The sequence below is a fragment of the Pantoea sp. 18059 genome (assembly GCF_902706165.1).
In the GTDB taxonomy this organism is placed as follows: domain Bacteria; phylum Pseudomonadota; class Gammaproteobacteria; order Enterobacterales; family Enterobacteriaceae; genus Pantoea; species Pantoea agglomerans.
In genome coordinates this window covers 1,234,801-1,258,721 of record NZ_CACSJS010000001.1, presented here as the reverse complement: position 1 = coordinate 1,258,721, position 23,921 = coordinate 1,234,801, and the positions used below count along the sequence as shown (strand labels likewise).

The 23,921-nt window shown below is 58.3% G+C and carries 20 protein-coding genes; all 20 read left to right on the top strand.

Translation table 11 applies throughout. From position 1 onward, the window contains the following. The first annotated feature begins 27 nt into the window (after window positions 1–27). Window positions 28–1,512, top strand: coding sequence for a sugar ABC transporter ATP-binding protein (locus GVJ63_RS05965; RefSeq protein ID WP_010247905.1), 1,485 nt, complete (start codon window positions 28–30; stop codon window positions 1,510–1,512). A 23-nt stretch (window positions 1,513–1,535) separates the two neighbouring features. Then, window positions 1,536–2,561, top strand: coding sequence for an ABC transporter permease (locus GVJ63_RS05960; RefSeq protein ID WP_174819610.1), 1,026 nt, complete (start codon window positions 1,536–1,538; stop codon window positions 2,559–2,561). Window positions 2,562–3,015: 454 nt separating this feature from the next. Then, window positions 3,016–3,933, top strand: a complete 918-nt coding sequence (gene nac, locus GVJ63_RS05955; protein WP_010247899.1) for a nitrogen assimilation transcriptional regulator NAC — start codon at window positions 3,016–3,018, stop codon at window positions 3,931–3,933. Between the two features lie 833 nt (window positions 3,934–4,766). Next, window positions 4,767–5,258 carry a type VI secretion system tube protein TssD gene (tssD, locus tag GVJ63_RS05950; RefSeq protein WP_010670916.1) on the top strand — a complete coding sequence of 164 codons (492 nt, stop codon included), beginning with the start codon at window positions 4,767–4,769 and terminating at the stop codon, window positions 5,256–5,258. 12 nt (window positions 5,259–5,270) lie between these two features. Further along, window positions 5,271–5,627: a tlde1 domain-containing protein gene (locus GVJ63_RS05945; RefSeq protein WP_010247892.1), complete on the top strand. Its 357-nt coding sequence runs from the start codon at window positions 5,271–5,273 to the stop codon at window positions 5,625–5,627. Further along, entirely contained in the window at window positions 5,624–6,076 is a 453-nt protein-coding gene (locus tag GVJ63_RS05940) for a hypothetical protein (protein ID WP_159226556.1), read from the top strand. Before GVJ63_RS05945 ends, GVJ63_RS05940 begins: the two co-directional genes overlap by 4 nt. Before the next feature lie 184 nt (window positions 6,077–6,260). Further along, window positions 6,261–7,220, top strand: a complete 960-nt coding sequence (cbl, locus tag GVJ63_RS05935; RefSeq protein ID WP_010247887.1) for an HTH-type transcriptional regulator Cbl — start codon at window positions 6,261–6,263, stop codon at window positions 7,218–7,220. A 160-nt stretch (window positions 7,221–7,380) separates the two neighbouring features. Then, on the top strand, window positions 7,381–8,838 hold the full coding sequence (locus tag GVJ63_RS05930) for an NAD-dependent succinate-semialdehyde dehydrogenase (protein WP_033778874.1): 1,458 nt from the start codon (window positions 7,381–7,383) through the stop codon (window positions 8,836–8,838). Window positions 8,839–9,281: 443 nt separating this feature from the next. Beyond that, window positions 9,282–10,751 carry an aldehyde dehydrogenase gene (locus GVJ63_RS05925; protein ID WP_159226555.1) on the top strand — a complete coding sequence of 490 codons (1,470 nt, stop codon included), beginning with the start codon at window positions 9,282–9,284 and terminating at the stop codon, window positions 10,749–10,751. A gap of 28 nt (window positions 10,752–10,779) precedes the next feature. Further along, window positions 10,780–11,448, top strand: a complete 669-nt coding sequence (locus GVJ63_RS05920) for a haloacid dehalogenase type II (protein ID WP_010247881.1) — start codon at window positions 10,780–10,782, stop codon at window positions 11,446–11,448. 10 nt (window positions 11,449–11,458) lie between these two features. Continuing rightward, the gene (locus tag GVJ63_RS05915) at window positions 11,459–12,736 is read left to right on the top strand and encodes an FAD-binding oxidoreductase (RefSeq protein ID WP_159226554.1); all 1,278 of its coding nucleotides are present in this window, start codon (window positions 11,459–11,461) and stop codon (window positions 12,734–12,736) included. 82 nt (window positions 12,737–12,818) lie between these two features. After that, window positions 12,819–14,426, top strand: a complete 1,608-nt coding sequence (locus tag GVJ63_RS05910) for an ABC transporter substrate-binding protein (protein WP_064690180.1) — start codon at window positions 12,819–12,821, stop codon at window positions 14,424–14,426. Window positions 14,427–14,453: 27 nt separating this feature from the next. Further along, window positions 14,454–15,410 (top strand): ABC transporter permease, encoded by a 957-nt coding sequence (locus GVJ63_RS05905; RefSeq protein ID WP_159226553.1) that lies wholly within the window; start codon window positions 14,454–14,456, stop codon window positions 15,408–15,410. Further along, a complete protein-coding gene (locus GVJ63_RS05900; RefSeq protein ID WP_010247873.1) occupies window positions 15,407–16,258 on the top strand; it encodes an ABC transporter permease in 852 nt (283 codons plus the stop codon). The genes GVJ63_RS05905 and GVJ63_RS05900 overlap by 4 nt, the downstream gene beginning before the upstream one ends. Continuing rightward, complete coding sequence (locus tag GVJ63_RS05895; protein WP_159226552.1) at window positions 16,255–17,919, top strand: ABC transporter ATP-binding protein; 1,665 nt, start codon at window positions 16,255–16,257, stop codon at window positions 17,917–17,919. Before GVJ63_RS05900 ends, GVJ63_RS05895 begins: the two co-directional genes overlap by 4 nt. A 135-nt stretch (window positions 17,920–18,054) precedes the next feature. Further along, window positions 18,055–19,386, top strand: a complete 1,332-nt coding sequence (locus tag GVJ63_RS05890; RefSeq protein ID WP_033767690.1) for an FAD-binding oxidoreductase — start codon at window positions 18,055–18,057, stop codon at window positions 19,384–19,386. An 11-nt stretch (window positions 19,387–19,397) separates the two neighbouring features. After that, entirely contained in the window at window positions 19,398–20,240 is an 843-nt protein-coding gene (locus tag GVJ63_RS05885) for a GNAT family N-acetyltransferase (protein WP_159226551.1), read from the top strand. Next, window positions 20,240–21,166, top strand: coding sequence for a glyoxylate/hydroxypyruvate reductase A (locus tag GVJ63_RS05880; protein WP_061703803.1), 927 nt, complete (start codon window positions 20,240–20,242; stop codon window positions 21,164–21,166). Before GVJ63_RS05885 ends, GVJ63_RS05880 begins: the two co-directional genes overlap by 1 nt. A gap of 1 nt (window position 21,167) precedes the next feature. After that, a complete protein-coding gene (locus GVJ63_RS05875; RefSeq protein ID WP_159226550.1) occupies window positions 21,168–22,301 on the top strand; it encodes a M20 aminoacylase family protein in 1,134 nt (377 codons plus the stop codon). A 113-nt stretch (window positions 22,302–22,414) separates the two neighbouring features. After that, window positions 22,415–23,731, top strand: a complete 1,317-nt coding sequence (gabT, locus tag GVJ63_RS05870) for a 4-aminobutyrate--2-oxoglutarate transaminase (protein WP_159226549.1) — start codon at window positions 22,415–22,417, stop codon at window positions 23,729–23,731. The last annotated feature ends 190 nt before the right edge of the window (window positions 23,732–23,921 follow it).

The window sequence follows — 23,921 nt, the reverse complement described above, 5'->3', positions numbered from 1 at the left end:
CCCGACCCAGCTGTACGGAGGTGATGTATGAACGCTTTTGCGCTTGAAGCCGAAGGCATCAGCAAGTTCTTCCCCGGCGTTAAAGCCCTCGACAACGTCTCGTTGCGGGTGCGTCCGGGAACGGTACATGCCTTGATGGGCGAAAATGGCGCGGGCAAATCCACTTTAATGAAGTGCCTGATCGGGATGTATCGTCCCGATCAGGGCACCATCAAAATTAAAGGGGAGCCGGTGCAGTTTCAGGACACCATGGACGCGTTGCGTTCCGGCATTTCAATGATCCACCAGGAACTCAACCTGGTGCCTTACATGACCGTCGCCGAGAATATCTGGCTGGGTCGCGAGCCGATGAGATTTGGCTTTGTCGATCACGCCCGACTTAATCAGATGACGCAGGAACTGCTCAACCGCCTGAATATCCGCCTGAAAGCCGATCGGATGGTGGGCGAGCTGAGCATCGCGTCGCAGCAGATGGTTGAGATTGCCAAAGCAGTTTCATGGGATTCAGACATCGTGATCATGGATGAGCCCACCTCCGCGCTGACAGAAACCGAAGTGGCGCATCTGTTTACCATCATTCGTGACCTGCGGGAGCAGGGCAAAGCGATCATCTACATCAGCCATAAGATGGATGAAATTTTCACCATCACCGACGAAGTCAGTATCTTCCGTGACGGCAGTTGGATCGCCAGCGATCAGACGTCGAAATATACCCGCCAGTCGCTGATTACCCAGATGGTGGGACGCGAACTGACCCAGCTGTTCCCGAAATTCAACAGCGCAATTGGTGAAGAAGTGCTGACGGTGCGCAATCTCACCTGCAAAGATCGTTTCACCGACGTCAGTTTCAGTGTGCGCCGGGGGGAGATCCTCGGCGTCGCCGGACTGGTGGGTGCGGGTCGCAGCGAGGTGATGGAGAGCCTGTTCGGCATGGAGAGCTTCGACAGCGGCGAGATCCTGATTGATGGCGTGCCGGTGACGATCGACTCACCCTCAACCGCGATTGAAAAGGGCATGGCGTTCCTCACCGAAGACCGTAAAAAGTCCGGCCTGTTTCTGGTGCTATCGGTGATGGAGAACATGAGCATCGTTAACATGCCGGAGTACAGCGGCAAAAGCGGGTTTGTCAGCCATGTGAAGATGGCGCAGGACTGCATGGATCAAATCCGTCGTCTCAACATCAAAACGCCGACCATGGATCAAATCATCAATAACCTCAGCGGCGGTAATCAGCAGAAAGTCCTGATTGCCCGCTGGCTGCTGGCGCAACCGAAGATTCTGATTCTGGACGAACCGACGCGCGGCATTGACGTCGGCGCGAAAGCGGAGATTTACCGCTTAATCAGTGAACTTGCCAACCGTGGCGTGGCTATCATCATGGTCTCCTCTGAACTGCCGGAAATTCTTGGCATGAGCGACCGGGTAATGGTCATGCACGGCGGGCGTATAACCGGCATCCTCGATAAAGAAGAAGCCGATCAGGAAACCATTCTGTCGTTGGCATCCGAGTGAGGCGCGAGACCACTATGAGCAATATGAAAGCTACTGCCACCCCGGCAGCCCCGCAGCAACCCTCTTTTTTTGCCAGCCTGCGTCATAAATTGCCGAAAGATACCGGCATTTTCGTGGTGATGGTGGGGATTGCGTTAATTTTTGAAATGTTCGGCTGGTACGTGCGTGACCAGTCTTTCCTGCTCAACACCAACCGTCTGATCCTGATTGTATTGCAGGTGGCGATTATCGGGATTATCGCCGTCGGCGTGACCCAGGTCATCATCACCACCGGTATCGATCTCTCCTCCGGATCCATTATTGCCCTGGCGGCAGTGGTGGCCGCGAGCCTGGCGCAGACCTCTGACAGCCTGTCGCCAATGTATCCGTCGCTGGTGAATATGCCTGCGGTGATCCCTATCGCGGCCGGTATCGGCGTCGGTTTGCTGGCGGGCGTGGTCAATGGTGTACTGATTACCCGCACCGGCATTCCGCCCTTTATTGCCACGCTGGGCATGATGGTGTCGGCACGTGGTCTGGCGCAGTATTACACCCAGGGCAATCCGATCAGCTTCCTTTCCGATGGCTTCACCTCAATCGGACAGGGTGCCATGCCGGTAGTCATTTTCCTGGTGGTGGCGCTGCTGTTCCATATCGCCCTGAAGCATACCCGCTACGGTAAATATGTTTACGCCATCGGCGGCAACATGACCTCGGCGAAAGTCTCCGGTATCAACGTTAATAAGTATCTGATTATCGTCTACACCATTGCAGGCGCGCTCTCTGGCCTGGCGGGTGTAGTACTGGCGGCGCGTGTCAGCAGCGGTCAGTCGAGCATGGGGATGTCGTACGAGCTGGATGCGATTGCCGCAGCGGTTATCGGTGGCAGCAGCCTGATGGGTGGCGTGGGCCGTATCACCGGTACATTGATTGGCGCAGTGATCCTTGGCCTGATTAAAAGCGGATTCACCTTCGTTGGTGTCGATGCGTACATTCAGGACATCATCAAAGGGATGATTATTGTGGCTGCGGTCTCTATCGACATGCACCGTAACCGCAAAAAACGTTAATCAGCAGGCGTTGCCTTCTTCCGGATGCGGGAGAGGGCAACGGTTGCTTTTTATCATCCGGCATTCGCCAGCGATAAGAAATCCTGCTGATAGCGGTTACATTCACTCCCTGTTTTTCACGCCTCCTTTCAGGCCCTGCCAGCCTTCATCAGGTGCAATGCGTTTCCACTGCACTCAAACTGTACAGCCTGTCATCACTTTTCTGCACGTCTGACTCGCAGCGTCTGCACTGTCACAGTGCGCCTGACGGTTTTACTCTCTCTTCTCAGCCATTCCTGATGCTTATTAACCCATAAGAGGTAATCAGAAACGCTTATTTTCCGGGCCGTTAGGAAAAATCTGGCTGCCTGATGGCCTGAGTTTTTTAAACCTGGCCTGCATCTTGCAAAATCTCTGTTATCAGGGCGATGGGATCAGACCCATTTCGCTATTCGGGATGAGTGACGGAGGCAAGATGAATTTAAGACGACTGAAGTACTTTGTGAAAATCGTCGATATCGGCAGTCTGACGCAGGCAGCAGAAGTGTTGCACATCGCCCAGCCTGCACTCAGTCAGCAGGTCGCGACGCTGGAAAATGAACTGGATCAGCAGTTGCTGATTCGTACCAAGCGCGGTGTTACGCCAACTGAGGCGGGTAAGATTCTCTATGGTCATGCGCGCACCATTCTGCGCCAGTGTGAGCAGGCCCAGACTGCGGTAATTAACGCTGGTCAGGTACTGAGTGGACAGGTATCGATTGGGCTGGCCCCAGGGACGGCGGCTTCATCGCTGACCATGCCGCTGTTGCAGACCGTGCGCGATCAATTTCCGGAAGTGCTGGTTTATCTGCACGAAAATAGCGGCAGCGTGCTGAATGAGAAAGTGATGAACGGTCAGCTGGATATGGCGGTGCTGTACGATCGTGCACCCACTGCCGGGATCACCAGCATGCCGCTGATGAAAGAGGATCTCTTTCTGGTAGGCGCCACCGATTACCCGGGAGCCAGCGTCGATCTGGCCGATGTGGCGCAGATGAGTCTGTTCTTACCGCGCGATTACAGCGCAGTGCGCAAGCGGGTCGATGAGGCCTTTTCGCTGCGTCGTCTGAGTGCACGCATCATCGGTGAGATCGAATCGATTTCAACCCTGACCGCAGCCATTTCCAGCGGCATGGGCGTGACCGTATTACCTGAGTCCGCCGCCCGTTCGCTGGTGGGCTCCACCGATGCCTGGATGTCACGCATCAACAGCCCGTCATTGAGTCTGCCGCTGTCACTGAACGTCTCCGCCCGGTTGCCACTGTCACCTTCAGCGCAGGCAGTGAAGAACATTCTGCTGTCGCTGCTGAATAAGCCGCTGAGTGAGGAGCGGGAGTTAATGTTAGTGAGTTAAGAGGGCGCTTGCAGCGGGCTTGGCAACCAGCCGGTTTCGCTTTGCAGCGGGCTGCACTGAGCGGGTTTCGCCCGCCAGGCGTATGGGAGTTTCAGGTCACTTAGCCGCGCGTTAGCACTGAGCGGTTTACGCCCGCCAGGCGATGGAGGCTGTGAGCCTTTAGCAGCGGGTATGCACTGAGGAAGTTTCGCCCGCCAGGCGATGAGGAGTTTCAGGTTGCCCGAGCAGGCGGACGCGTCAAGGGGCGGACGCCCGCCCCTTAACAATCCCGGCGTCCGGCTGCCTGCGCGCCCCGCTGTGCGGGGTACCTTCGTCACGCCCTGCGGCCGACGGACCTTCCGGACTCGCCATCCCTGGCTCGTACCGTCCTTTCGCCGACGTCCTGTCGGCTCATCCTTGCCTGCGGTTGTTCCTCAGCGCTCCGGACGCCTCTGGTAAACCTTCGTCTGTAATTTCTGTATTTATTTGCTGCACAGAGCTGTTTACTGGCTGGACAGAGCTGTTTACTGGCTGGACAGGAAGAGGTTCTATCTTTCCATTTCGACACAATGTGAACTTCATAGCACGAATGATAAATCCATGTTGGCGTGAAGAATTGCTGATGCGACTTTTAAATTATTCTGAATAGCTTTTGGGCACGTTTTTTTTCTCTGATACCGGGTTATTCCGCGATCTCTATATCTGAAACAATAAAACTTCAATCAGGTTGATTTCACGCTGTATGAAAATTGATCTGATGTTTGCCGGAAGATAGTTTAATCAGGCTGTGAAAGCAGTGGGCCTGTCAGCAGAAAACAGGCTGGCTTTCTCTTTTTAAAATGGAGTTTAAAACGATGGCTATTCCAGCTTATCTCTGGCTTAAAGATGACGGTAACAACATTATTGTCGGATCAGTCGACGTGGCAGGTCGTGAAGGCGCTATTGAAGTCCTCGGCCTGAATCACGGCGTCATGCTCTCCACAGACAACGTGACGGGTAAAACAACCGCTGTCCGCGAACACGCTTCTTACAGTTTTGATAAAGAGATCGATAAGTCCAGTCCCTGCCTTTACAGGGCTGTGACCTCAGGTCAAAAGCTTTGCTCAGCGGAAATAAGATTTTACCGGATAAATGACGCGGGGCAGGAGGTGGAATATTTCAATACTTTGATGGAAGGCGTAACCGTTATCTGTGTGGGCCCGATGATGTATGACGTTAAATCCCGCTATGGTGAGGCGCGGGATCATCTGGAAACTGTAGAGCTGATTTACGAAAAAATTACCTGGCGATATGCAGACGGAAATATCGTCCACTCGGACAGCTGGAATGATCGAGTGACAGCATAAAGGAATATAACGATGACATGGACATATGAGCAAAGCACGGGTCACTTATACCACAACAGTGAATTTATTGAGGCCGGCTACTCAGGTAGTCTGACTAACAAAAATAATCCCGATCGCCAGCATGTAAGAGGGATGGGGCCCCTTCCTCAGGGAACGTACAGAATTGCAGGGCACTCCACATCAAAAGGACCCCTGACCATTATTCTGGTGCAAACTTCCGGAGAGTCTTTTGGCCGTTCGGCATTTCGCATTCATGGCGAAAGGGTCAATAAGCCAGCGGGCTTCGCCTCAGAAGGCTGCATCATTATGTCACTTGCAACCCGGCGACGCGTGCTGCGTGAAGGCGGGACGCTGGAGGTGGTCCGATGAAATATCTGATATTGATTGGCCTTCTGCCCTTCGCGGTCTGGGCTGGAGCGAATACATCCGACTGGGAAAATTCGCTGAAGGGCATCACGTCAGGAGAGCAAGCCTGGCTTGCAAAAGTGCCCCAACTGGCAGCTACGGCTGATGTTCAGCAGGCAACCCGGATGGAGGATGCCCTTGCCTCGGCGTTAGCAAAGAATACCCCGGGCGTGCTGGAGACGCTCCGGGTTATTGACGCCAGATCCTGGCCCCATATGGCAGGTACAGACATTGTCTGCAGCGTTCCGGCTGAGCAACCTACAGCCTTTATAGAGGATTTTTATCAACAAACCCGTCTGGCGCTACTGGCAACTGACCAGGGTGCGACCTGTCTGTGGATCCTGGAAGCAAGCTATGAAGAGATGAAAGCAGAGAGCGCCAGAATGCGTAATCTATCGCCTTCTGTAAAATAGCCTCTCCCCCAGGCCGGGTTTCAGTCAGATTCTGAAGTCCGGCCGCCCATCTCAAACCTCTCTGCCCCCCCAAACCCACCCCGTTATTCCCTAAAGTCATAAATCCGAATTTTTTAGTATTTCCGGTTATCAATAATAGTTCTTACCATCAGATAATCAGATTATGTAAAGGGAGGTAAATACCGTGAATTTCCAGCAGCTTAAAATCATCCGCGAGGCGGCCCGCTGTGAGTTTAACTTAACGGAAGTCGCTAACACGCTGTTTACCTCCCAGTCGGGAGTAAGTCGGCACATCCGCGACCTGGAAGATGAACTCGGGGTTGAGATCTTTATTCGTCGCGGCAAGCGCCTGCTGGGGATGACCGAGCCGGGCAAAGCGCTGCTGACCATCGCTGAGCGTATCCTGGATGAAGCGGGCAAAGTACGACGTCTGGCCGATGTCTTTACCAATGAAACCAGCGGCATCCTGACTATTGCCACTACCCATACTCAGGCGCGCTACAGCCTGCCGAAAGTGATCAAAGCGTTTCGTCAGCTCTATCCTAACGTCCGGCTTGAACTTAATCAGGGGTCGCCGCAGGAAATTGTCACCATGCTGCTGGCGGGTGAGGCGGACATTGGCATCGCCAGTGAATTACTTGTCAACAACAGCAGCCTGGCGGCGTTCCCCTGGTTCAGCTGGCATCACGCCTTACTGGTGCCGAAAGGGCATGAACTGGTGCAGAACCAACCAGTTTCACTGAGCACGCTCAGCCGCTATCCGCTGATCACCTACCGGCAGGGTATCACCGGACGTTCGCGGGTTGACCGTGCATTCCAGACGGCCGGTTTAAAACCAGATATTGTGCTCAGTGCTCAGGACTCCGATGTGGTGAAAACCTACGTCAAACTCGGTTTAGGCGTGGGGATACTGGCCGATCAGGCGTGTGAAACTGAAGAGAGTGAAGAGCTGGTACGCCTCGATGCCACCCATCTGTTCGATGCCAGCACCGTATGGCTCGGCCTCAAGCGCGGCCAGCTGCAACGCAACTACGTCTGGCAGTTCCTGGAACTCTGCAACGCCAACCTGTCGCTGGAAGAGATCAAGCGTCAGGCGCTCTCTTACAGCAATGACGACGAACCGGTTATCGACTTCCAGATTTAAGCACACGGCGCATCCACCCGGATGCGCGCCTGTTTCCGCACGGCATAAAATTTCAAATCACCGCGAAAATTTCTCTCATCGACCTTTCTCACCCCGCACAACAACATCCTGCGCTGACCCGGCGCGATAAAGTGGAATCAGCTGACCACAAGGGGATGATATGTCGCGACTACAACTTAACGATAGCGATCTGCTGCGCCAGCAGGCGCTGTTTAATGGACGCTGGCAGGATGCGCATCAGGGCGCCACGCTGCCGGTTATCGATCCCGCCACGGGCGAAACCCTGGCGACGATTCCGGCACTGGGTCGGGCAGAAACCGGGCAGGCGATAGCTTATGCGGAAACGGTGCGCATCAGCTGGGGCAAAACCACCAATGCCAGCCGTGCCGCGCTGCTGGAAAAGTGGCATCAACTGATTATTGAACACGCTGACGACCTGGCGATTATCATGACCGCCGAGCAGGGCAAACCGCTGGCGGAAGCCAGAGGCGAAGTGCTCTATGGAGCCAGCTTCGTGAAATGGTTCGCGGAAGAGGCACGCCGCATCTATGGCGACACCATTCCCGCACCCAGCGAGGACCGGCGCATCCTGGTGCTGAAACAGCCGGTAGGCGTTGCCGCCGCGATCACGCCGTGGAACTTCCCGATTGCGATGATCACCCGCAAGGTGGCGCCCGCGCTGGCCGCCGGATGCCCGATTATTGTTAAACCTTCCGAGTTAACACCGCTGTCGGCGCTGGCACTGGCGGTACTGGCAGAGCGCGCGGGCTTCCCGTCCGGCGTGCTGCAGGTGCTGACCGGCCTGCCCACGGAGATTGGCGCGACGCTGACTGAAAGCCGCACGGTACGTAAAATCTCCTTTACCGGTTCAACCCGCATCGGACAGTTGCTGATGCAACAGAGCGCCGACAGCATCAAGCGCCTGAGTCTGGAGTTGGGTGGCAACGCGCCCCTGATCGTGTTTGATGATGCCGATATTGAGATTGCCGTCGCGGGGGTTATGCTCAGCAAGTTCCGCAACGCAGGGCAGACCTGCGTCTGCGCTAACCGCATCCTGGTGCAGCGAAGTATCTATCCGCGTTTCACCGCCCGGTTGCTGGAGGCGGTCGCCACCCTGAAAGTGGGCGATGGTTTTGCGCCCGACAGCACTATTGGCCCTTTGATCAATAGCCGCGCGGTAGAGAAAGTGAACGGTCATATCGACGATGCCCTCAGTCAGGGTGCAACGCTGCTGACCGGCGGCATCAGCCAGGGCAACGGGACCTTTGTGCAGCCGACGGTGCTCGGTGAGGTCACCGCCGCCATGCGCATCGCCCATGAAGAGACGTTTGGTCCGGTCGCGCCGCTGTTTATCTTCGACGATGAAGAGGAGGCGATCGCGATGGCAAATGACACGCCCTACGGCCTGGGTGCCTATTTCTTTACCGAGAACATCCGGCGCGCATGGCGGGTAGCGGAGGCGCTGGAGTTTGGCATGGTCGGCTTTAATACCGGCGCTATTTCCCTGGAGGTCGCGCCGTTTGGCGGCGTGAAACTCTCCGGTATTGGCCGGGAAGGTTCCCGCTACGGAATTGATGAATATCTGGAACAGAAAACATTTCACATTGGCAGTCTGTAACTAAAAATGAAAAGAGCCAGCCGGATAATCCGGCTGGCTTTTTTTTGCCTGAGGCTCCGTAAAAACTTACCGGCGTCAAATAATTGTTCTGAAAAATTAAAGAATTTATCAGGGATGTGAAGCGGGTCGTTAAATCGGCGGGTCATGTGAACCGGAATGAGCCGCCTGACCCGAAATATCCGCTTTGGTGCAATTTCCGTGCAGGTTGCACCAGCAGGGCGCATAAATTTTGTGAAGTAAATCATCTGTTTAATTGTTCGGCAATTCCACAAAAAATCTACCGCCAATACGGCAGAAAATTTTTTTGCACTGTTTTAAACGCATTTTTATTTTTTGCCCGGCTGGCATACTTTCTGCATTAGCTTATTAACAGCGCAGAAACCGGCAGTTTTAAACGCTAATAAACCAGCAACTGATGGGTGTAACAAATAAGGAATTCTTCCATGTTAAGTTTCGACCCGGAAAAAGTTTCTCTTCCAGCTGGCCATTATATTGGCGGCCAGCACTGCCAGAGCCAGGGCGCATCCTTTGAGGTTAAACGTCCATCGGATGGCAGGGTCTATGCCACGCTGCAGGACGCCACGCTGCAGGATGTCGATCGTGCCGTGACTGTGGCGCATCAGGCGCTGAAAAGCAGCGGCTGGTCCGGTTGTCCGCCGCGCGAACGCGGACGGGTACTGCGCCGCTGGGCCGATCTGATTGAGCAGGACGCGCTGCTGGCACAGCTGGAAGCGCTGGGCTCCACCCGGCCGATCAATGACGTGGTGCTGCACGAAATTCCTTTTACCGCCGAAGCGATTCGCTTCTATGCCGAATGCGCTGACAAATACAGCGGGGATCTCTTTCCCACCCGCGACAGCAGCCTGGGTATGCTGATTGCCGAACCTTATGGCGTTATCGCCGCGATTACCCCGTGGAATTTCCCGCTGTCGATGGCGTCGTGGAAATGCGGACCGGCGCTGGCGGCGGGCAATGCGGTGGTGCTTAAACCCTCTGAACTGACCCCGTTTTCTACCGTGCGCATGGCCGAACTGGCCATTCAGGCGGGCTTACCGGCGGGCGTGCTGAACATTGTACAGGGCAGTGGCGCGGTGACCGGCAGCGCGCTGGTAAAACATCCGCTGGTGCGCAAAGTCTCGTTTACCGGCTCGACCCTGACGGGTCAACGCATTATGAGCGATGCCGCGCAAAACGGCATGAAGCCAGTGACGCTGGAGCTGGGCGGCAAAAGTCCGCAACTGGTGTTTGATGACGCGGGTGACCTTGAGGTGCTGGCCCAGCGTATTCTGCGCGGCTTCACCGCCAACGGCGGTCAGGCCTGTGTGGCGGGCACCCGTCTTATTGTGCAGCGCAACATTGCCGATCCGCTGGTTGAGCGGCTGGCTCAACTCTGCCGGGAGGTTAAACCGGGCGTCACCTGGCAGGAGGACAGCCGCTACGCGCCGCTGATCGATGAACGACAGGGCAACAAAGTCTGCTCGGTTATTGAAGCGGCAAAAGCGCAGGGCGCAGAAGTACTGGTGGGCGGTGAGCGTTTTGCCGACACCGACGACGGCTGGTTCTGGCAGCCCACGCTGCTGAGTCAAGTGGCGCAGGATAACCCGGCAGTCCAGCAGGAGATTTTTGGTCCGGTGCTGACGGTGCAGACGTTTGATGATGAAGAGCAGGGACTGGCGATGGCCGCCCATGACACTTATGGCCTCTGCGCCGGTGTTCACACCCTGAGTCTGCCGCGCGCGCTGCGGGCAATGCGCGCCATTGACGCGGGCACCGTCTGGATCAACCGCTATGGACGCTCCGGCGACTTCATCATTCCGACCGGTGGCTTTCTCGGCTCCGGCATTGGTAAAGATTTAGGCCGCCAGGCGTTTCAGGCCTGCCAGCGCCAGAAGAGTGTACTCATCGATTTCTAAGCGCAACTGACAATGACGAGGGTGTTACATGGCACTGTTTAAACCGAAATTCATCACGTTTGACTGTTACGGCACGCTGATTCGCTTCGATATGGCGGGTGCCGCGCAGCGCTGTTTCAGCGACCGCGTCGACCCGGACGCAATGCACGCTTTTACCACCGACTTTTCCAGCTACCGGCTGGATGAGGTGCTCGGCGCGTGGAAACCCTACTACGACGTGGTGAGTAATGCCCTGCAGCGCACCTGTAAAAAGTGGGGCGTCCGCTGGGACAAAGCCGACAGCGACTTTATCTACACCGACTGCGCCAGCTGGGGTCCGCATCCCGACGTGCCCGCCGGGCTGGCAAAGGTGGCTAAGGAGTTTCCGCTGGTGCTGCTGACCAACTCGATGAAAGACCTGATCCCGCATCACGAACCGCGTCTGGGTGCACCAATCTATATGGCTATCACGGCAGAAGAGACGGGAGCCTACAAACCACAGATGAAGGGCTTCGAGTACATGCTGGACAAGCTCGGCTGCGGCCCTGAGGAGATCCTGCACGTCTCCTCCAGCTTCCGCTATGACCTGATGACTGCCCACGATCTCGGCATCAAAAACAAAGTCTGGGTCAATCGCGGTCATGAACCGGCGAATCCGTATTACCAGTACACCGAAATCAACGATATCGGCGGCCTGCCTGGCGTCGTCGGACTCTGAGGAACACCCCATGAAACTGGAATCGTTCTGGCAGGCCACCGCTCCGGCCTTTACCGGTGCCGCACGCGAACCGCTGCCCGCACAGGCGGACGTGGTGGTGATTGGCGGTGGCTTCACCGGCATCTCGGCGGCCCTGAACCTGGCGCGCAGCGGCATCAGCGTGGTGCTGCTGGAGAGTGGCGACGTGATGAGTCAGGCCTCGGCGCGCAACGGCGGCCACTGCAACACCGGTGTGGCGCAGAACTTCGCCTCGCTGGTGGCGAGCCAGGGTCTGGAGCAGGCCAGCCGCTTCTACCGGGCGTTTGATGAGGCGGTGAGCTATGTCCAGCAACTGATCCAGGATGAAGCGATCGACTGCGACTTCCGGCTGTGCGGCAAACTCAAGCTCGCCAGCAAAGCGTCGCATGTGGCCGGGCTGCAGGAAGCGTATGAGCTGATGCGGCGCACCGTTGACCCGGAGATCGAACTGCTCGACAAAATCGCAGTGCGTGACGAGATCGCCAGCGATGACTTCCACGGCGGCCTGCTGCAGAAACGTGGCGGTCAGATGCACATGGGCAAGTTCGGCGTCGGGCTGGCTGAGGCCGCCGCCCGCAGCGGCGCGAAGATTTTTCCGCACCACGCCGTGACGAAGCTAGAACGCCTGAAGGGTTATCAGCATCGGGTAGAGACCGCGCAGGGCACCATTCTGGCGGACAAAGTGCTGATGGCGACCGGCTGCTCCAACGTCGGCCCTTTTCCCTGGTTTCAGCGCCGCATTGTGCCGGTCGGCAGCTTTATCGTGGTGACGGAGGCGCTCGACCCGGCGCTGCTGCGCCAGGTGCTGCCAAACGATCGCACCTATGTTACCTCACTGAATATCGGCAACTACTTCCGTACCACGGCCGATCGCCGTTTGGTGTTTGGCGGGCGGGCGCGGTTTGCCGTCAGCAACCCGACGTCGGACTCGCGTAGCGGCGAGATCCTGCGCCGGGCGATGACGCAGATGCTGCCACAGCTCGGCCAGTCGCAGGTGGATTACTGCTGGGGCGGTATGGTTGATATGACCGCCGACCGTCTGCCGCACGCGGGTGAACAGGATGGCCTCTTCTATTCGCTGGGTTACAGCGGTCACGGTACCCAGATGTCGGTGTGGATGGGACGCGTCATGGCCAGTCTGCTGGCTGAAAAGCGCACTGAAAATCCCTGGCAGCGCGACACATGGCCCGCGCTGCCTGGTTATCACGGCAAGCCATGGTTTTTACCGCTCGCAGGACTCTATTACAAAGCAAAGGATCGCCTTTCATAACGTCCCGTCGGGTGCTGACCGCCAGGTTATCAGCACCGCCAGAACATGATCCCCGGTTCGCCTGACTATTGAGGGTACAGAGATGAGTAAATTTGATAATAACGACGCTGATGCGGTAAATCCGGCACTGACGCGCATGATCACCGAAGGCTCACTTTCACGTCGCAGTCTGATGAAAATGCTCTCAGCCGGTGCGGTGATGAGCAGCGGCCTGATCACTTTTTCAGGGGCGGCACTGGCGGACGATAAGCCGGTCAGGGGCGGTAAACTGCGGGCGGCGATGTCGAATGCCTCGGCCACCGATACACTTGATCCGGCCAAAAGTAACAACAGTGCAGATTACACCCGCCAGTTCATGTTCTACAGCGGCCTGACCGAGCTGGATAAAAACCTGATGGCGCAACCGGCGCTGGCCGAATCGCTGGAATCCAGCGACGGCATTACCTGGCATATCAAACTGCGTAAGGGGGTCACTTTCCATGATGGCAAACCGCTGACTGCCAAAGATGTCATCTACTCACTCAGCCGTCACAAAGATCCGGCCATCGCCTCTATCGCCTTTAAGCTCGCCGATCAGTTCAAAACCTTCAGCGCGGTCAATGATAATGAGGTGCAGCTGGAGCTGAGCAGCGCTAACTTCGACGTCCCTTATATGCTGGCGACACCGCCGTTTCTGATCGTGCCGGACGGCACCAAAGATTTCAGCAAAGGCATCGGCACCGGTCCGTTTGTCTGCAAAACATTTATGCCGGGTACGCGCACCATCGGTACCAAAAATCCTGACTACTACAAGCCTGGTCTGCCGCATCTGGATGAGGTAGAACTGATTGGCGTCACTGACGGCGCAGCGCGCGTTAATGCCCTGATGTCGGGCGATCTGCAGATGGTCTCCACCCTGACCGCTGCCGACTGCAAGCGCATTAAAGCCAGCAGCGAATTTGGCGTGCTGGAGAGTAAATCGGGCATGTACACCAACCTGATTATCCGCACCGATGTGAAGCCGGGTAACAATGAAGATTTCGTGCTGGCGATGAAATATCTGCAGCCACGTGAAATGCTGGTGAAAACGGTGCTGCAGGGTTACGGCGACGTCAGTAATGACACCCCGGTGCCGCCGTGGCATCCGCTCTATAACGCCGATCTCAAACCGCGTGCGCTGGACATTGAAAAAGCGAAGTTCCACATCAAAAAAGCGGGCATGGCCGGCTCCACGGTGGAGATCATCACCACGCCGAATATCGAAGGGGCAAATGAAGGCGGTCAGATGATCCAGCAGATGGCGCGCGGGGCAGGGCTGAACATCAAAGTGCGACGTGTGCCGTATGACGGTTACTGGTCTTCGCACTGGATGAAAGATCCGGTGGGATATGGCTCGATAAACCCGCGTCCGACGCTCGACATGCTCTTCTCACAGTTTTATCTCTCTACCGCACCGAATAACGAATCGGGCTGGAAAAATCCTCAGTTTGATCAGCTGGTGGTCGCGGCACGCGGTGAGCGCGATCAGGCGAAACGCAAGCAGATGTATGGCGACATGCAGACGCTGATTTATGACCACTGCGGCACCCTTATCCCGACCTTTATCAGCTCCACGGATGGCTACAACAAAAAGGTCAAAGGGGTGGAGGCCTGGCCGTCGGGCATGATGATGGGCTATCGCTTCCATGAATTTGCGTGGCTGAGCGCCTGATACGTTATTTAAGGAAGGAGTACGCCGATGAACCGATACATGCTGTTCCTGATTGCCCGGCGAATTGGTGCTGGCATCCTGACTTTGCTTATCGTCTCGGCGGTGGTGTTTTTCATCACCAGCCTGCTGCCGGGCGACGCAGCGCAGATGATCCTCGGCCAGAACGCCACGCCGGAAACGGTGGCGGCGTTAAGGCAGCAGCTGGGTCTCGATCAGCCTTTGCTGATGCGCTACTTCCACTGGCTGACAGGCATGGTGCAGGGCGACTTTGGCACCTCGTTTGCCAGCCATTTGCCGGTCTCGCAACTGGTGGCGCAGCGCATTCCCGCCACCTTTGAACTGGCGGGTATCACCACGCTGATCTGCGTGCCGCTGGCGCTGATTATCGGCATTATTGCCGCGATGAATCGCGGTTCCCGACTCGATCGGGCGCTGGTCATCGGCACCATGGCGACGGTTGCCGTGCCGGAGTTTCTGGTGGCGACGGTGGCGGTACTGATTTTCGCCGTCAAGCTGCACTGGGTCTCGGCGATGTCGTTCGGCAGCCCGGATAGCGACCTGCTGAGTTACCTCAAAGCCTATGCGCTGCCGGTGCTGACCCTCTGCTGCGTGCTGGTGGCGCAGATGGCACGTATGACGCGGGCAGCCATTATCAACCAGCTCGACAGTCCTTATCTGGAGATGGCGCTGCTGAAAGGGGTTTCACCGCTGAGAGCGGTGCTGCGTCACGCACTGCCTAACGCGGTCGGCCCCATCGCCAATGCCATTTCACTCAGCCTCTCCTATCTGTTTGGCGGGGTGATCATCATCGAAACCATCTTCAGCTATCCCGGTCTCGCCAGCCAGTTGGTGGATGCGGTCAGTAACCGCGACCTGCCGGTGGTGCAGCTCTGCGTGATGCTGTTCGCCGCCTGCTACCTGGCCCTGCTGCTGGCGGCAGACATTCTGACTATCGCCTTTAACCCGAAATGGAGAAGCGCATGAATATTCTCTCGTTGCCCTGGCGTTTCTTACAGTCGCTTTCCTGGTCGGGACGGCTGGGTCTGATAATGTCGCTGTTCTGGCTGCTGATGGCAGTATTCGGCACCCCGCTGGCCCCGCACAGCATTGATGACATCGGCGGCGGCCCGCTGATGGGCGGCCTGACGTCTGATAACCTGCTGGGCACCGACTACCTTGGGCGCGACATGCTGAGCCGCATTCTCTATGGCGCGAAGTTCTCTATCGGTCTGGCGCTGAGTGCGGCGCTGCTGGCCAGCCTGATCGGCACGCTGCTGGCGCTGCTGGCAGCGGTGGCGGGGCGCTGGCTGGAGGAGGTACTGGGCCGCGTCAACGACGCGCTGCTGGTACTGCCGGGTAAAGTGCTGTCCCTGATGATAGTCGCGGTATTTGGCTCCTCACTGCCAATGCTGATCCTCACGGCGGTCTTCACCTACTGGCCGGGCGCATTTCGTATCGCGTTTGCCATGGCCAGCTCGCTGCGCAGCATGGACTACGTCCGGGCGTCACGGCTGCGGGGCGAAAGCCGCTGGTATATCGCCATTCACGATATCCTGCCCAATATGGTGCACCCGATGCTGACTGACTTTGGTCTGCGCTTTGTCTACATCGTGCTGCTGCTGAGCGGCCTGAGCTTCCTCGGTCTGGGTGTTCAGCCGCCCTACGCCGACTGGGGCACGCTGGTGCGTGAAAATATGCAGGGGCTGTTTGACGGCTCGCCTGCGGTGCTGATGCCAGCGCTGGCGATTGCCAGCCTGACCATTGGCGCCAACCTGTTTATTGACAGCCTGCAGGCGATGCGTCCGATGACGCTGGCGAAGGAGGGAGCATGAACGTGACACCACATACCGCCATGCCGGTGATTTCGGTGGACAAACTGCGCGTCACTGCGCAGACCGATCGCGGCGAAGAGATCGACCTGGTTTCCGATATTCACTTTACCGTGCAGAAGGGCGAAGTGCTGGCGCTGATTGGTGAATCCGGCTCAGGTAAAACCACTATCGCCATGGCGCTGATGGGTTACGCCCGCAGCGGCTGCCGCATCGCCGAAGGCAACATTCACGTTGCCGGCACCGACGTTAACAGCCTGACGCCGGGGCAGTTGCGCGCTTTCCGTGGCAACAAAGTCGCCTATATCGCCCAGAGCGCGGCAGCGTCGTTTAATCCGGGCATGAAGATCCTCGACCAGGTGATTGAGCCGGTGGTTATCCACGGCACCCTGACCCGCAAAGCGGCAAAAGCCAAAGCGATTGAGCTGTTCCGCGAACTGGCGCTGCCCAACCCCGAGACCATTGGTGACCGCTTCCCGCACCAGGTGTCGGGCGGTCAGTTGCAGCGTCTGATGACGGCGATGGCGCTGATTGGCGATCCTGACGTGGTAATCCTTGATGAACCTACTACCGCGCTGGATGTGACCACGCAGGTGGAAGTGCTGAAGGCGTTTCGCCGCGTGGTGGTGCAGCGCGGCGTCACGGCGATTTACGTCAGTCACGATTTAGCCGTGGTGGCGCAGATGGCAGACCGGATACTGGTGCTACTGCGCGGCAAAATGGCGGAGTATGGCAGCACCGCGCATCTGATCGGCGCACCGCAGGCGGAGTACACCCGCTTACTGATGGAGGCGGCGCGGCAGAAAGAGCGGCCCAGCAACTGGTGCCCGGTTGCCGCCGATATTCAGCCGCTGCTTGAGGTGCGCGACCTCAGCGCAGGTTATGGTCCGCGCGGCAGCGATGGCTACCCGAAAATACGCATTCTGGAAGATATCAACCTCAGGCTGTGGAAAGGGCAGGCGATTGGCATCATTGGTGAGTCAGGCTCAGGCAAAACCACCCTGGCGCACGCTATTGCCGGACTCAACGCTGCAAGCCACGGCCATATTCTGTTTAACGGCCACTACATCTCGGGCGATATGCAAAAACGGCCTGACAATGAGCTGCGCCGCATTCAGTATGTGTTCCAGATGGCAGACACCGCGCTGAACCCGGCCCACAGCGTTGAACGCATCCTGTCGCGTCCACTGACGCTGTTTCACGGTCTGAACGGTGCGGCCCGACAGCAGCGGCTTTATCAGCTGCTGGATCTGGTGCAGCTCCCGCGCAGCGTGCTGTGGCGGCGTCCCTGGGCGCTCTCCGGCGGGCAGAAGCAGCGCGTCAATCTGGCGCGCGCGCTGGCGGCTGAGCCGGATCTGATTCTGTGTGATGAAGTGACCTCGGCGCTGGATACAGTGGTTGCCGCTGCCGTCCTCGACTTAATCAGCGAACTGCGCCGCGAACTGGGACTCTCGGTGATCTTCATCAGCCACGACATGCATGCGGTACGCGCGGTATGTGATGAAATCGTAGTGATGAAGAGCGGTCGTATCGTCACCCAGCTGGCGCGCAGCGACTACGACAAGCCGACCAGCGAGTTGTATTTCGAGCGGCTGAAACGCGCGGTGCCGGAGCTGCGTCAGGGCTGGCTGGATGAGCATGAAGAGATTTTAAAAGCAGAGTGAGTTGCCTGAAGCAACTGGCACCCTGATTAATCCGCCTGCACAGCACTGATGTAATGCGCGGGCGGCACGGGTCAAGGCACAGCGGTGATATCGCCCTGTGCCAGACCAGATACTGACAACAGAGGTAGTCTTGTTATGCCTGCACCGATTCGTTATGTACAGGACAGTGCGAATTTTCCCGATTCCGCCGATGTAGTGGTGATTGGCGCCGGTATCGCCGGAGCCGCCGCCACCTGGGAGCTGGCGAAGCAGGGACTGAAGGTCGTGCTAATCGAAAAAGGCCTGGTAGGAGCGGAGCAGTCGAGCCGTAACTGGGGCTGGTGTCGCCAGCAGAACCGCGATGAACGTGAATTGCCGCTGATTATTTATGCGCTGCAACGCTGGGGTGAGCTTAACGATGAAACCGGCGAAGAGCTGGGTTTCCGCCGCAGCGGGCTGGTCTACGCCACGCAGGAAGAGTCGGACATCGCGGCCTGGGATAAGTGGATCCAGATGGCAAAAGGCTATGGCGTGCGCAGTTCGATCCTCACGGCGGAGCAGGCCAAAGCGATGACGCCCGGCAGCACCACAAGCTGGCGGGGCGGTCTCTCAGCGCCTACCGACGGTCACGCCGAACCACGGCTGGCCGCGCCCGGGCTGGTGGCGGGCGCGCTGAAAAAAGGGGCGCTGCTGTTTCAGCAATGCGCGGTGCGCGGGCTGGATATCGCCGCCGGACAGGTCAGCGGCGTCTGGACCGAGCGCGGCCTGATCAAAACCAGCCGGGTGATCTGTGCCGCCGGGGCCTGGACCTCCATGTTTTGCCGTCGTCACGGTATCGATCTGCCGCTGGGCAACGTGATTGGCACCGCTTTCCGCACGCAGCCCATTGAGCAGGCGATTGCCATGCCACTCTACACACCTGGCTTTGCCTGTCGGCCACAGATGGACGGCAGTTACACCGTCTCCGTCTCGGGTCGCGGGCGTCTGGAGCCGGGCGCGCAGGGGCTGCGCTATGCCCGCCAGTTCTACCCGACCTTTAAAAGCCGCCGCAAGAATCTCACCCTGAATCTTGGCCTTTCGCCGTTCTTCAATGGCCCGGAAGCGATGGGTGGCTGGGCATTTGACCGCGAGTCGCCGTTTGAGCGCATGCGCATTCTCGATCCGGCAGCCGATGCAACGATCGTGGAAGAGGGACTGGCGGCGATGCGGCGTGAATACCCGGCGCTGGCGAACCTGCGGCTGGCGCAGTCGTGGGGCGGCATGATTGACAGCACCCCGGATGCGATTCCGGTGATCTCCACCGTGGCGAAATTGCCGGGGCTGGTGCTCTCGGCGGGCTACAGCGCCCACGGCTTCGGTATCGGACCGGGTGCCGGACGACTGGCAGCCGATCTGGCGACCGAAGCCACGCCAGTTGTTGATCCCACCCCTTATCGCTACAGCCGTCTGGTTGACGGCAGCGGACTTGAAACGCCAGGCATGATGTAAGGAGACCTGCAATGAGCCTGAAAATACGCGCAATGACGCCGGACGATATCGACCCCTGTTTCACCTTAACGCAGGCACTGAAATGGCCCCATCGACGTGAAGACTGGCAGCTGGCGCTGCAGCTGGGCGAGGGCACGGTGATTGAAGAGCAGGGCAAGCTGATTGCGAGCGCGGTGCTCTGGCGCTGGGGGGAGCGCGCCGCCACGCTGGGGCTGGTGATCGTCGATAACCAGCAGCAGGGGCGTGGCCTGGGCAAACAGCTGATGCTGGCGCAGCTGGAAAAATTACCCGACTGTAACGTGCGTCTGCACGCCACCGAGATGGGCAAAGGTTTGTATGAAAAACTCGGGTTTGTCAGTTGCGGTGAGATTCGCCAGCACCAGACCCGCGCAGTGACCACCCTTCCAGACGTCGTGATCCCGGCGGGACTGCAGCTGCGTCCGGCAACACTGGCCGATCACGCCACACTGGTGACGCTGGATCAGCAGGCGCACGGCATGCATCGTCCGGCACTGTTCGACCACCTGCTGCGCGACTGCCAGACGGTGCTGTTGCAGGATGATCATCAGCAAATTCAGGGCTTCGCCAGCCTGCGTCGCTTTGGTCACGGCTGGGCGATTGGCCCGGTGATCGCGGCAGATTTTTCAGTCGCGCAAGCGCTGGTCGCCACGCTGATGCAGTCGCTGCAGGGGGAATTCCTGCGCATCGACACCGATGCCGCGCTGCCGATGGCCGCCTGGCTACAGAGCCTGGGCATCCCTCAGGTCGATGCGCCTGCGACTATGGTGCGCGGCACGCCCTGGACACCGCAGGGTATGCAGGCGTTTGGACTGATGACGCAGGCGATGGCCTGATGCATATCGTCTATAAATCGGAGCCGGAACGTGGCCGCATCTGGCAGCGCTGGCTGGCAGCGCATGCGCCTGACATTCAGCTGCATATCTGGCCTGAGACCGGCGATCCAGAGCAGGTTGAGGCGCTGGTCGCCTGGCAGCCACCGGCTGACATCACCGTGCTTTTCCCCCGGCTGAAACTACTGTTCTCCGTGGGTGCCGGGGCCGATCAGTTTGACCTTGGCGCGCTGCCGCCCGACCTGCCGGTGATCAGGATGATCGAGCCAGGCCTGACCCAGGGCATGGTGGAGTATGTCACCTTCGCGGTACTCGGCCTGCATCGCGACATGCCGCGCTATTTTCATCAGCAACGCCAGCAGCAGTGGCTGACACACGCGGTATTACCTGCCGCGCAGCGTCGGGTAGGCGTCATGGGGCTGGGCGAACTGGGCCAGGCCGCATTGCAACAGCTGGTGGCGCTGGGCTTTGACTGCGCTGGCTGGAGCCGCACACCGCGCCAGATTCCCGGCGTCCGCTGCTGGCACGGTGACGATCAGCTCGATGCGTTTCTGGCGCACAGCGAGATTCTGGTCTGCCTGCTGCCGCTGACTGACACCACACAGGGTTTGCTTAACCGAACCCTGTTTAATCAGCTACCACAGGGCGCGGCGCTGGTGCAGGCCGGGCGCGGCCCCCAGCTGAATCAGGACGATCTGCTGCAGGCGCTGGAGAGCGGGCAGCTCCGTGCCGCCGTGATCGATGTGACCAACCCGGAGCCGTTACCGCCGGGTCATCCCTTCTGGCACCATCCCGCCATCTGGCTCACACCCCACATTGCCAGCCAGACGCAGAATGAGAGCGCCATTGCGGCACTGCTGGAAAACCTGCGGCGCCATCAGCGTGGCGAGCCGCTGCATGGTGAGATTGACCGTTCGCGAGGATATTAAGATGGAACATCTGGTGGCACTGCGCCGCGACCTGCATGCGCATCCGGAACTGGGCTTTCAGGAGCAGCGCACCAGCGACATCGTGGCGAACTTTCTGAAACAGCTGGGCATTGAGGTGCATCGCGGCATCGGTAAAACCGGCGTGGTCGGGATACTGAAAAAGGGCAGCAGTGAATGCATGATTGGCCTGCGGGCTGATATGGATGCGCTGCCGATGCAGGATCAGAGCGGCACCGACTGGCAAAGCCGCGCGGAGCAGGTGAGCCACGCCTGCGGCCACGACGGTCACACCGTGATGCTGCTGGGAGCCGCAGAAAAACTGGCGCGCGACGTCAGCTTTGATGGCAGCGTCTGCTTTATCTTCCAGCCCGCCGAAGAGGGGCTGGCGGGCGCAAAGGCGATGATTGACGATGGCCTCTTCAGCCGTTTTCCCTGTGAGGCGGTCTACGCCATCCACAACTGGCCGGAACTGCCGCTCGGCCAGGTACAGACCCGCCCTGGCGCGATCATGGCAGCGGCTGACCGTTTTGATATCCGGGTACTGGGCGGAGGCGGTCATGCCGCGCAGCCGCATCTGACGCGCGATACTCTGCTGGCGACCAGCGAGCTGGTGGTGCAGCTGAATACTCTGGTCTCACGCGCCCTGGATCCGTGCGAAACGGCGCTGCTCACCGTCACCCGGATGCAGGGCGGCTTTTCACACAACATGATCCCGGCGGAGGCGAACATCACCGGCACGGTGCGCACTTTCAGCCCTGCAGCGCAGGCGACGATTGAAGCACGACTGCGTCAGATGGCGGAGCACATCACCGCCGCCCACGGTTTGCACGCAGAGGTCAGCTATCTGCGCTACTACCCGGCGACCCTGAACAGTAATGCTGAAGCGCAGTTTTGCCTGCAGGCGCTGACGCAGGCGGGCATTACGGCTGAGGCCGCGCCCCAGCCCGCACTTACCTCAGAAGATTTTGCTTTTATGCTGCAGGCGCGGCCCGGTGCCTATCTGTGGCTGGGGTCGGCACCCTGCAAGCCGCTGCATCATGCTGCATACGACTTCAACGATGCGCTGATCCCGCATGGCGTTAACGTTTTTGTCACGCTGATTCGTCAGGCGCTGGCAGAGAAATTTCCCTGCTGAATGCCGCAGGATTTTGACAGGAAATGCCGCTGTCTGAGGAATTACGGCAGCGTGACAAACCAGCGGGTTGCGATACTTGAGCCAACCGAACGTTACGTGGATGAGGGTTTAAAATGCAGAATGTCATGGCAGAGCAGCAAGCATACTCCGATAACAGCCTGTTACTGGATGCACGCGAGCAGAACGTGCCGCGCGGCGTAGTTACCGCCCATCCGCTGGTGATCGAACGCGCCAGAGGCAGTGAAGTGTGGGACGTGGAGGGCAATCGCTATCTCGACTTTGTCGGCGGCATCGGGGTGCTGAATGTCGGCCACAATCACCCGGCGGTGGTCAATGCGGTGACCCGCCAGCTCGGTCTGGTGTCTCATGCCTGCTTTCAGGTGGTGGCCTATCCGGGCTACATCGAGCTGGCGCAGCGGCTGAACAAACTGGTGGGCGGCGATGAGGCGTACAAAAGCGTCTTCTTTACCAGCGGCGCGGAAGCGGTGGAAAATGCGGTGAAGATTGCCCGCTCACACACCCAGCGCTCTGGCATCATCGCTTTTGATGGTGCGTTTCATGGCCGCACCCTGCTGGGTATCACCCTGACCGGCATGTCCGCGCCTTACAAACAGAATTTTGGCCCGTTCCCCGGCGATATTTACCGTCTGCCCTTCCCGAACCCGCTGCACGGTATTACTGAAGCGGACTGCCTGAAAGCGCTGGATCAGCTGTTTGCGGTGCAGATCCTGCCGGAGCGGGTCGCGGCGATTATCATTGAGCCGGTTCAGGGTGACGGCGGCTTCCTGCCCGCTGGCCCGGAATTTATGCAGGCGCTGCGTCGCATCACCAGCCAGCACGGTATTCTGCTGATTTGTGATGAAATCCAGTCCGGCTTCGGGCGTACCGGCACGATGTTCGCCTTCCAGCAACTGGGTATTAAACCCGATTTAGTCACGCTGGCGAAAAGCCTGGGCGGCGGTCTGCCGATTTCTGGCGTGGTGGGGCGTGCAGAGATCATGGATGCACCGACGCCTGGCGGGTTAGGCGGTACTTATGGCGGCAACGCACTGGCCTGTGCGGCGGCGCTGGCGGTACTGGATCTGTTTGAGCAGGAAAACCTGTTGCAGCGCTCCTGCCAGCTTGGTGAGCAACTCAATGCACGACTGCGGCAACTGGCGGATAAATATGCCTGCATCGGTGACGTCCGCGGCGTGGGCTTTATGCAGGCGGTGGAGATCCTCGATTTCGAAACCGGTCGCCCGGATGCGGCCTTAACCCAGAAGATCCTCGACAGCGCCTGCCAGGAAGGATTGCTGCTGATCAAATGCGGCCTGCATCGCAACACCATCCGTTTCCTGGCGCCGCTGGTCACCACCGACTCACAGCTTGAAGAGGCGCTGCATATCTTCGATATTGCGCTGGCCCGCGCCACAGGCCGGTTGGGATAAAGCGCGATTCCTCATTGATATTGTTAAAGTAATTTGAAAATCTCCCGCTGGTATAACCACTGCGAAGCGCTGGCGCGTTTACGGTAAAGCGTGATATACCTTCGGGAGGTTCTGCACATTTAATTAAGCGTCTATCCCATCAGGCTATTTCATTTGTCAGTCTGAACCTGGTCAGTGCTTACAATCCTCA

What these genes read in the sequence shown, in the direction of transcription:
- GVJ63_RS05965 (WP_010247905.1), top strand. Translation starts at nt 28, where the DNA reads ATGAACGCTTTTGCGCTTGAAGCCGAAGGCATCAGCAAGTTCTTCCCC.
- GVJ63_RS05960 (WP_174819610.1), top strand. Translation starts at nt 1,536, where the DNA reads ATGAAAGCTACTGCCACCCCGGCAGCCCCGCAGCAACCCTCTTTTTTT.
- nac (WP_010247899.1), top strand. Translation starts at nt 3,016, where the DNA reads ATGAATTTAAGACGACTGAAGTACTTTGTGAAAATCGTCGATATCGGC.
- tssD (WP_010670916.1), top strand. Translation starts at nt 4,767, where the DNA reads ATGGCTATTCCAGCTTATCTCTGGCTTAAAGATGACGGTAACAACATT.
- GVJ63_RS05945 (WP_010247892.1), top strand. Translation starts at nt 5,271, where the DNA reads ATGACATGGACATATGAGCAAAGCACGGGTCACTTATACCACAACAGT.
- GVJ63_RS05940 (WP_159226556.1), top strand. Translation starts at nt 5,624, where the DNA reads ATGAAATATCTGATATTGATTGGCCTTCTGCCCTTCGCGGTCTGGGCT.
- GVJ63_RS05930 (WP_033778874.1), top strand. Translation starts at nt 7,381, where the DNA reads ATGTCGCGACTACAACTTAACGATAGCGATCTGCTGCGCCAGCAGGCG.
- GVJ63_RS05925 (WP_159226555.1), top strand. Translation starts at nt 9,282, where the DNA reads ATGTTAAGTTTCGACCCGGAAAAAGTTTCTCTTCCAGCTGGCCATTAT.
- GVJ63_RS05920 (WP_010247881.1), top strand. Translation starts at nt 10,780, where the DNA reads ATGGCACTGTTTAAACCGAAATTCATCACGTTTGACTGTTACGGCACG.
- GVJ63_RS05915 (WP_159226554.1), top strand. Translation starts at nt 11,459, where the DNA reads ATGAAACTGGAATCGTTCTGGCAGGCCACCGCTCCGGCCTTTACCGGT.
- GVJ63_RS05910 (WP_064690180.1), top strand. Translation starts at nt 12,819, where the DNA reads ATGAGTAAATTTGATAATAACGACGCTGATGCGGTAAATCCGGCACTG.
- GVJ63_RS05905 (WP_159226553.1), top strand. Translation starts at nt 14,454, where the DNA reads ATGAACCGATACATGCTGTTCCTGATTGCCCGGCGAATTGGTGCTGGC.
- GVJ63_RS05900 (WP_010247873.1), top strand. Translation starts at nt 15,407, where the DNA reads ATGAATATTCTCTCGTTGCCCTGGCGTTTCTTACAGTCGCTTTCCTGG.
- GVJ63_RS05895 (WP_159226552.1), top strand. Translation starts at nt 16,255, where the DNA reads ATGAACGTGACACCACATACCGCCATGCCGGTGATTTCGGTGGACAAA.
- GVJ63_RS05890 (WP_033767690.1), top strand. Translation starts at nt 18,055, where the DNA reads ATGCCTGCACCGATTCGTTATGTACAGGACAGTGCGAATTTTCCCGAT.
- GVJ63_RS05885 (WP_159226551.1), top strand. Translation starts at nt 19,398, where the DNA reads ATGAGCCTGAAAATACGCGCAATGACGCCGGACGATATCGACCCCTGT.
- GVJ63_RS05880 (WP_061703803.1), top strand. Translation starts at nt 20,240, where the DNA reads ATGCATATCGTCTATAAATCGGAGCCGGAACGTGGCCGCATCTGGCAG.
- GVJ63_RS05875 (WP_159226550.1), top strand. Translation starts at nt 21,168, where the DNA reads ATGGAACATCTGGTGGCACTGCGCCGCGACCTGCATGCGCATCCGGAA.
- gabT (WP_159226549.1), top strand. Translation starts at nt 22,415, where the DNA reads ATGCAGAATGTCATGGCAGAGCAGCAAGCATACTCCGATAACAGCCTG.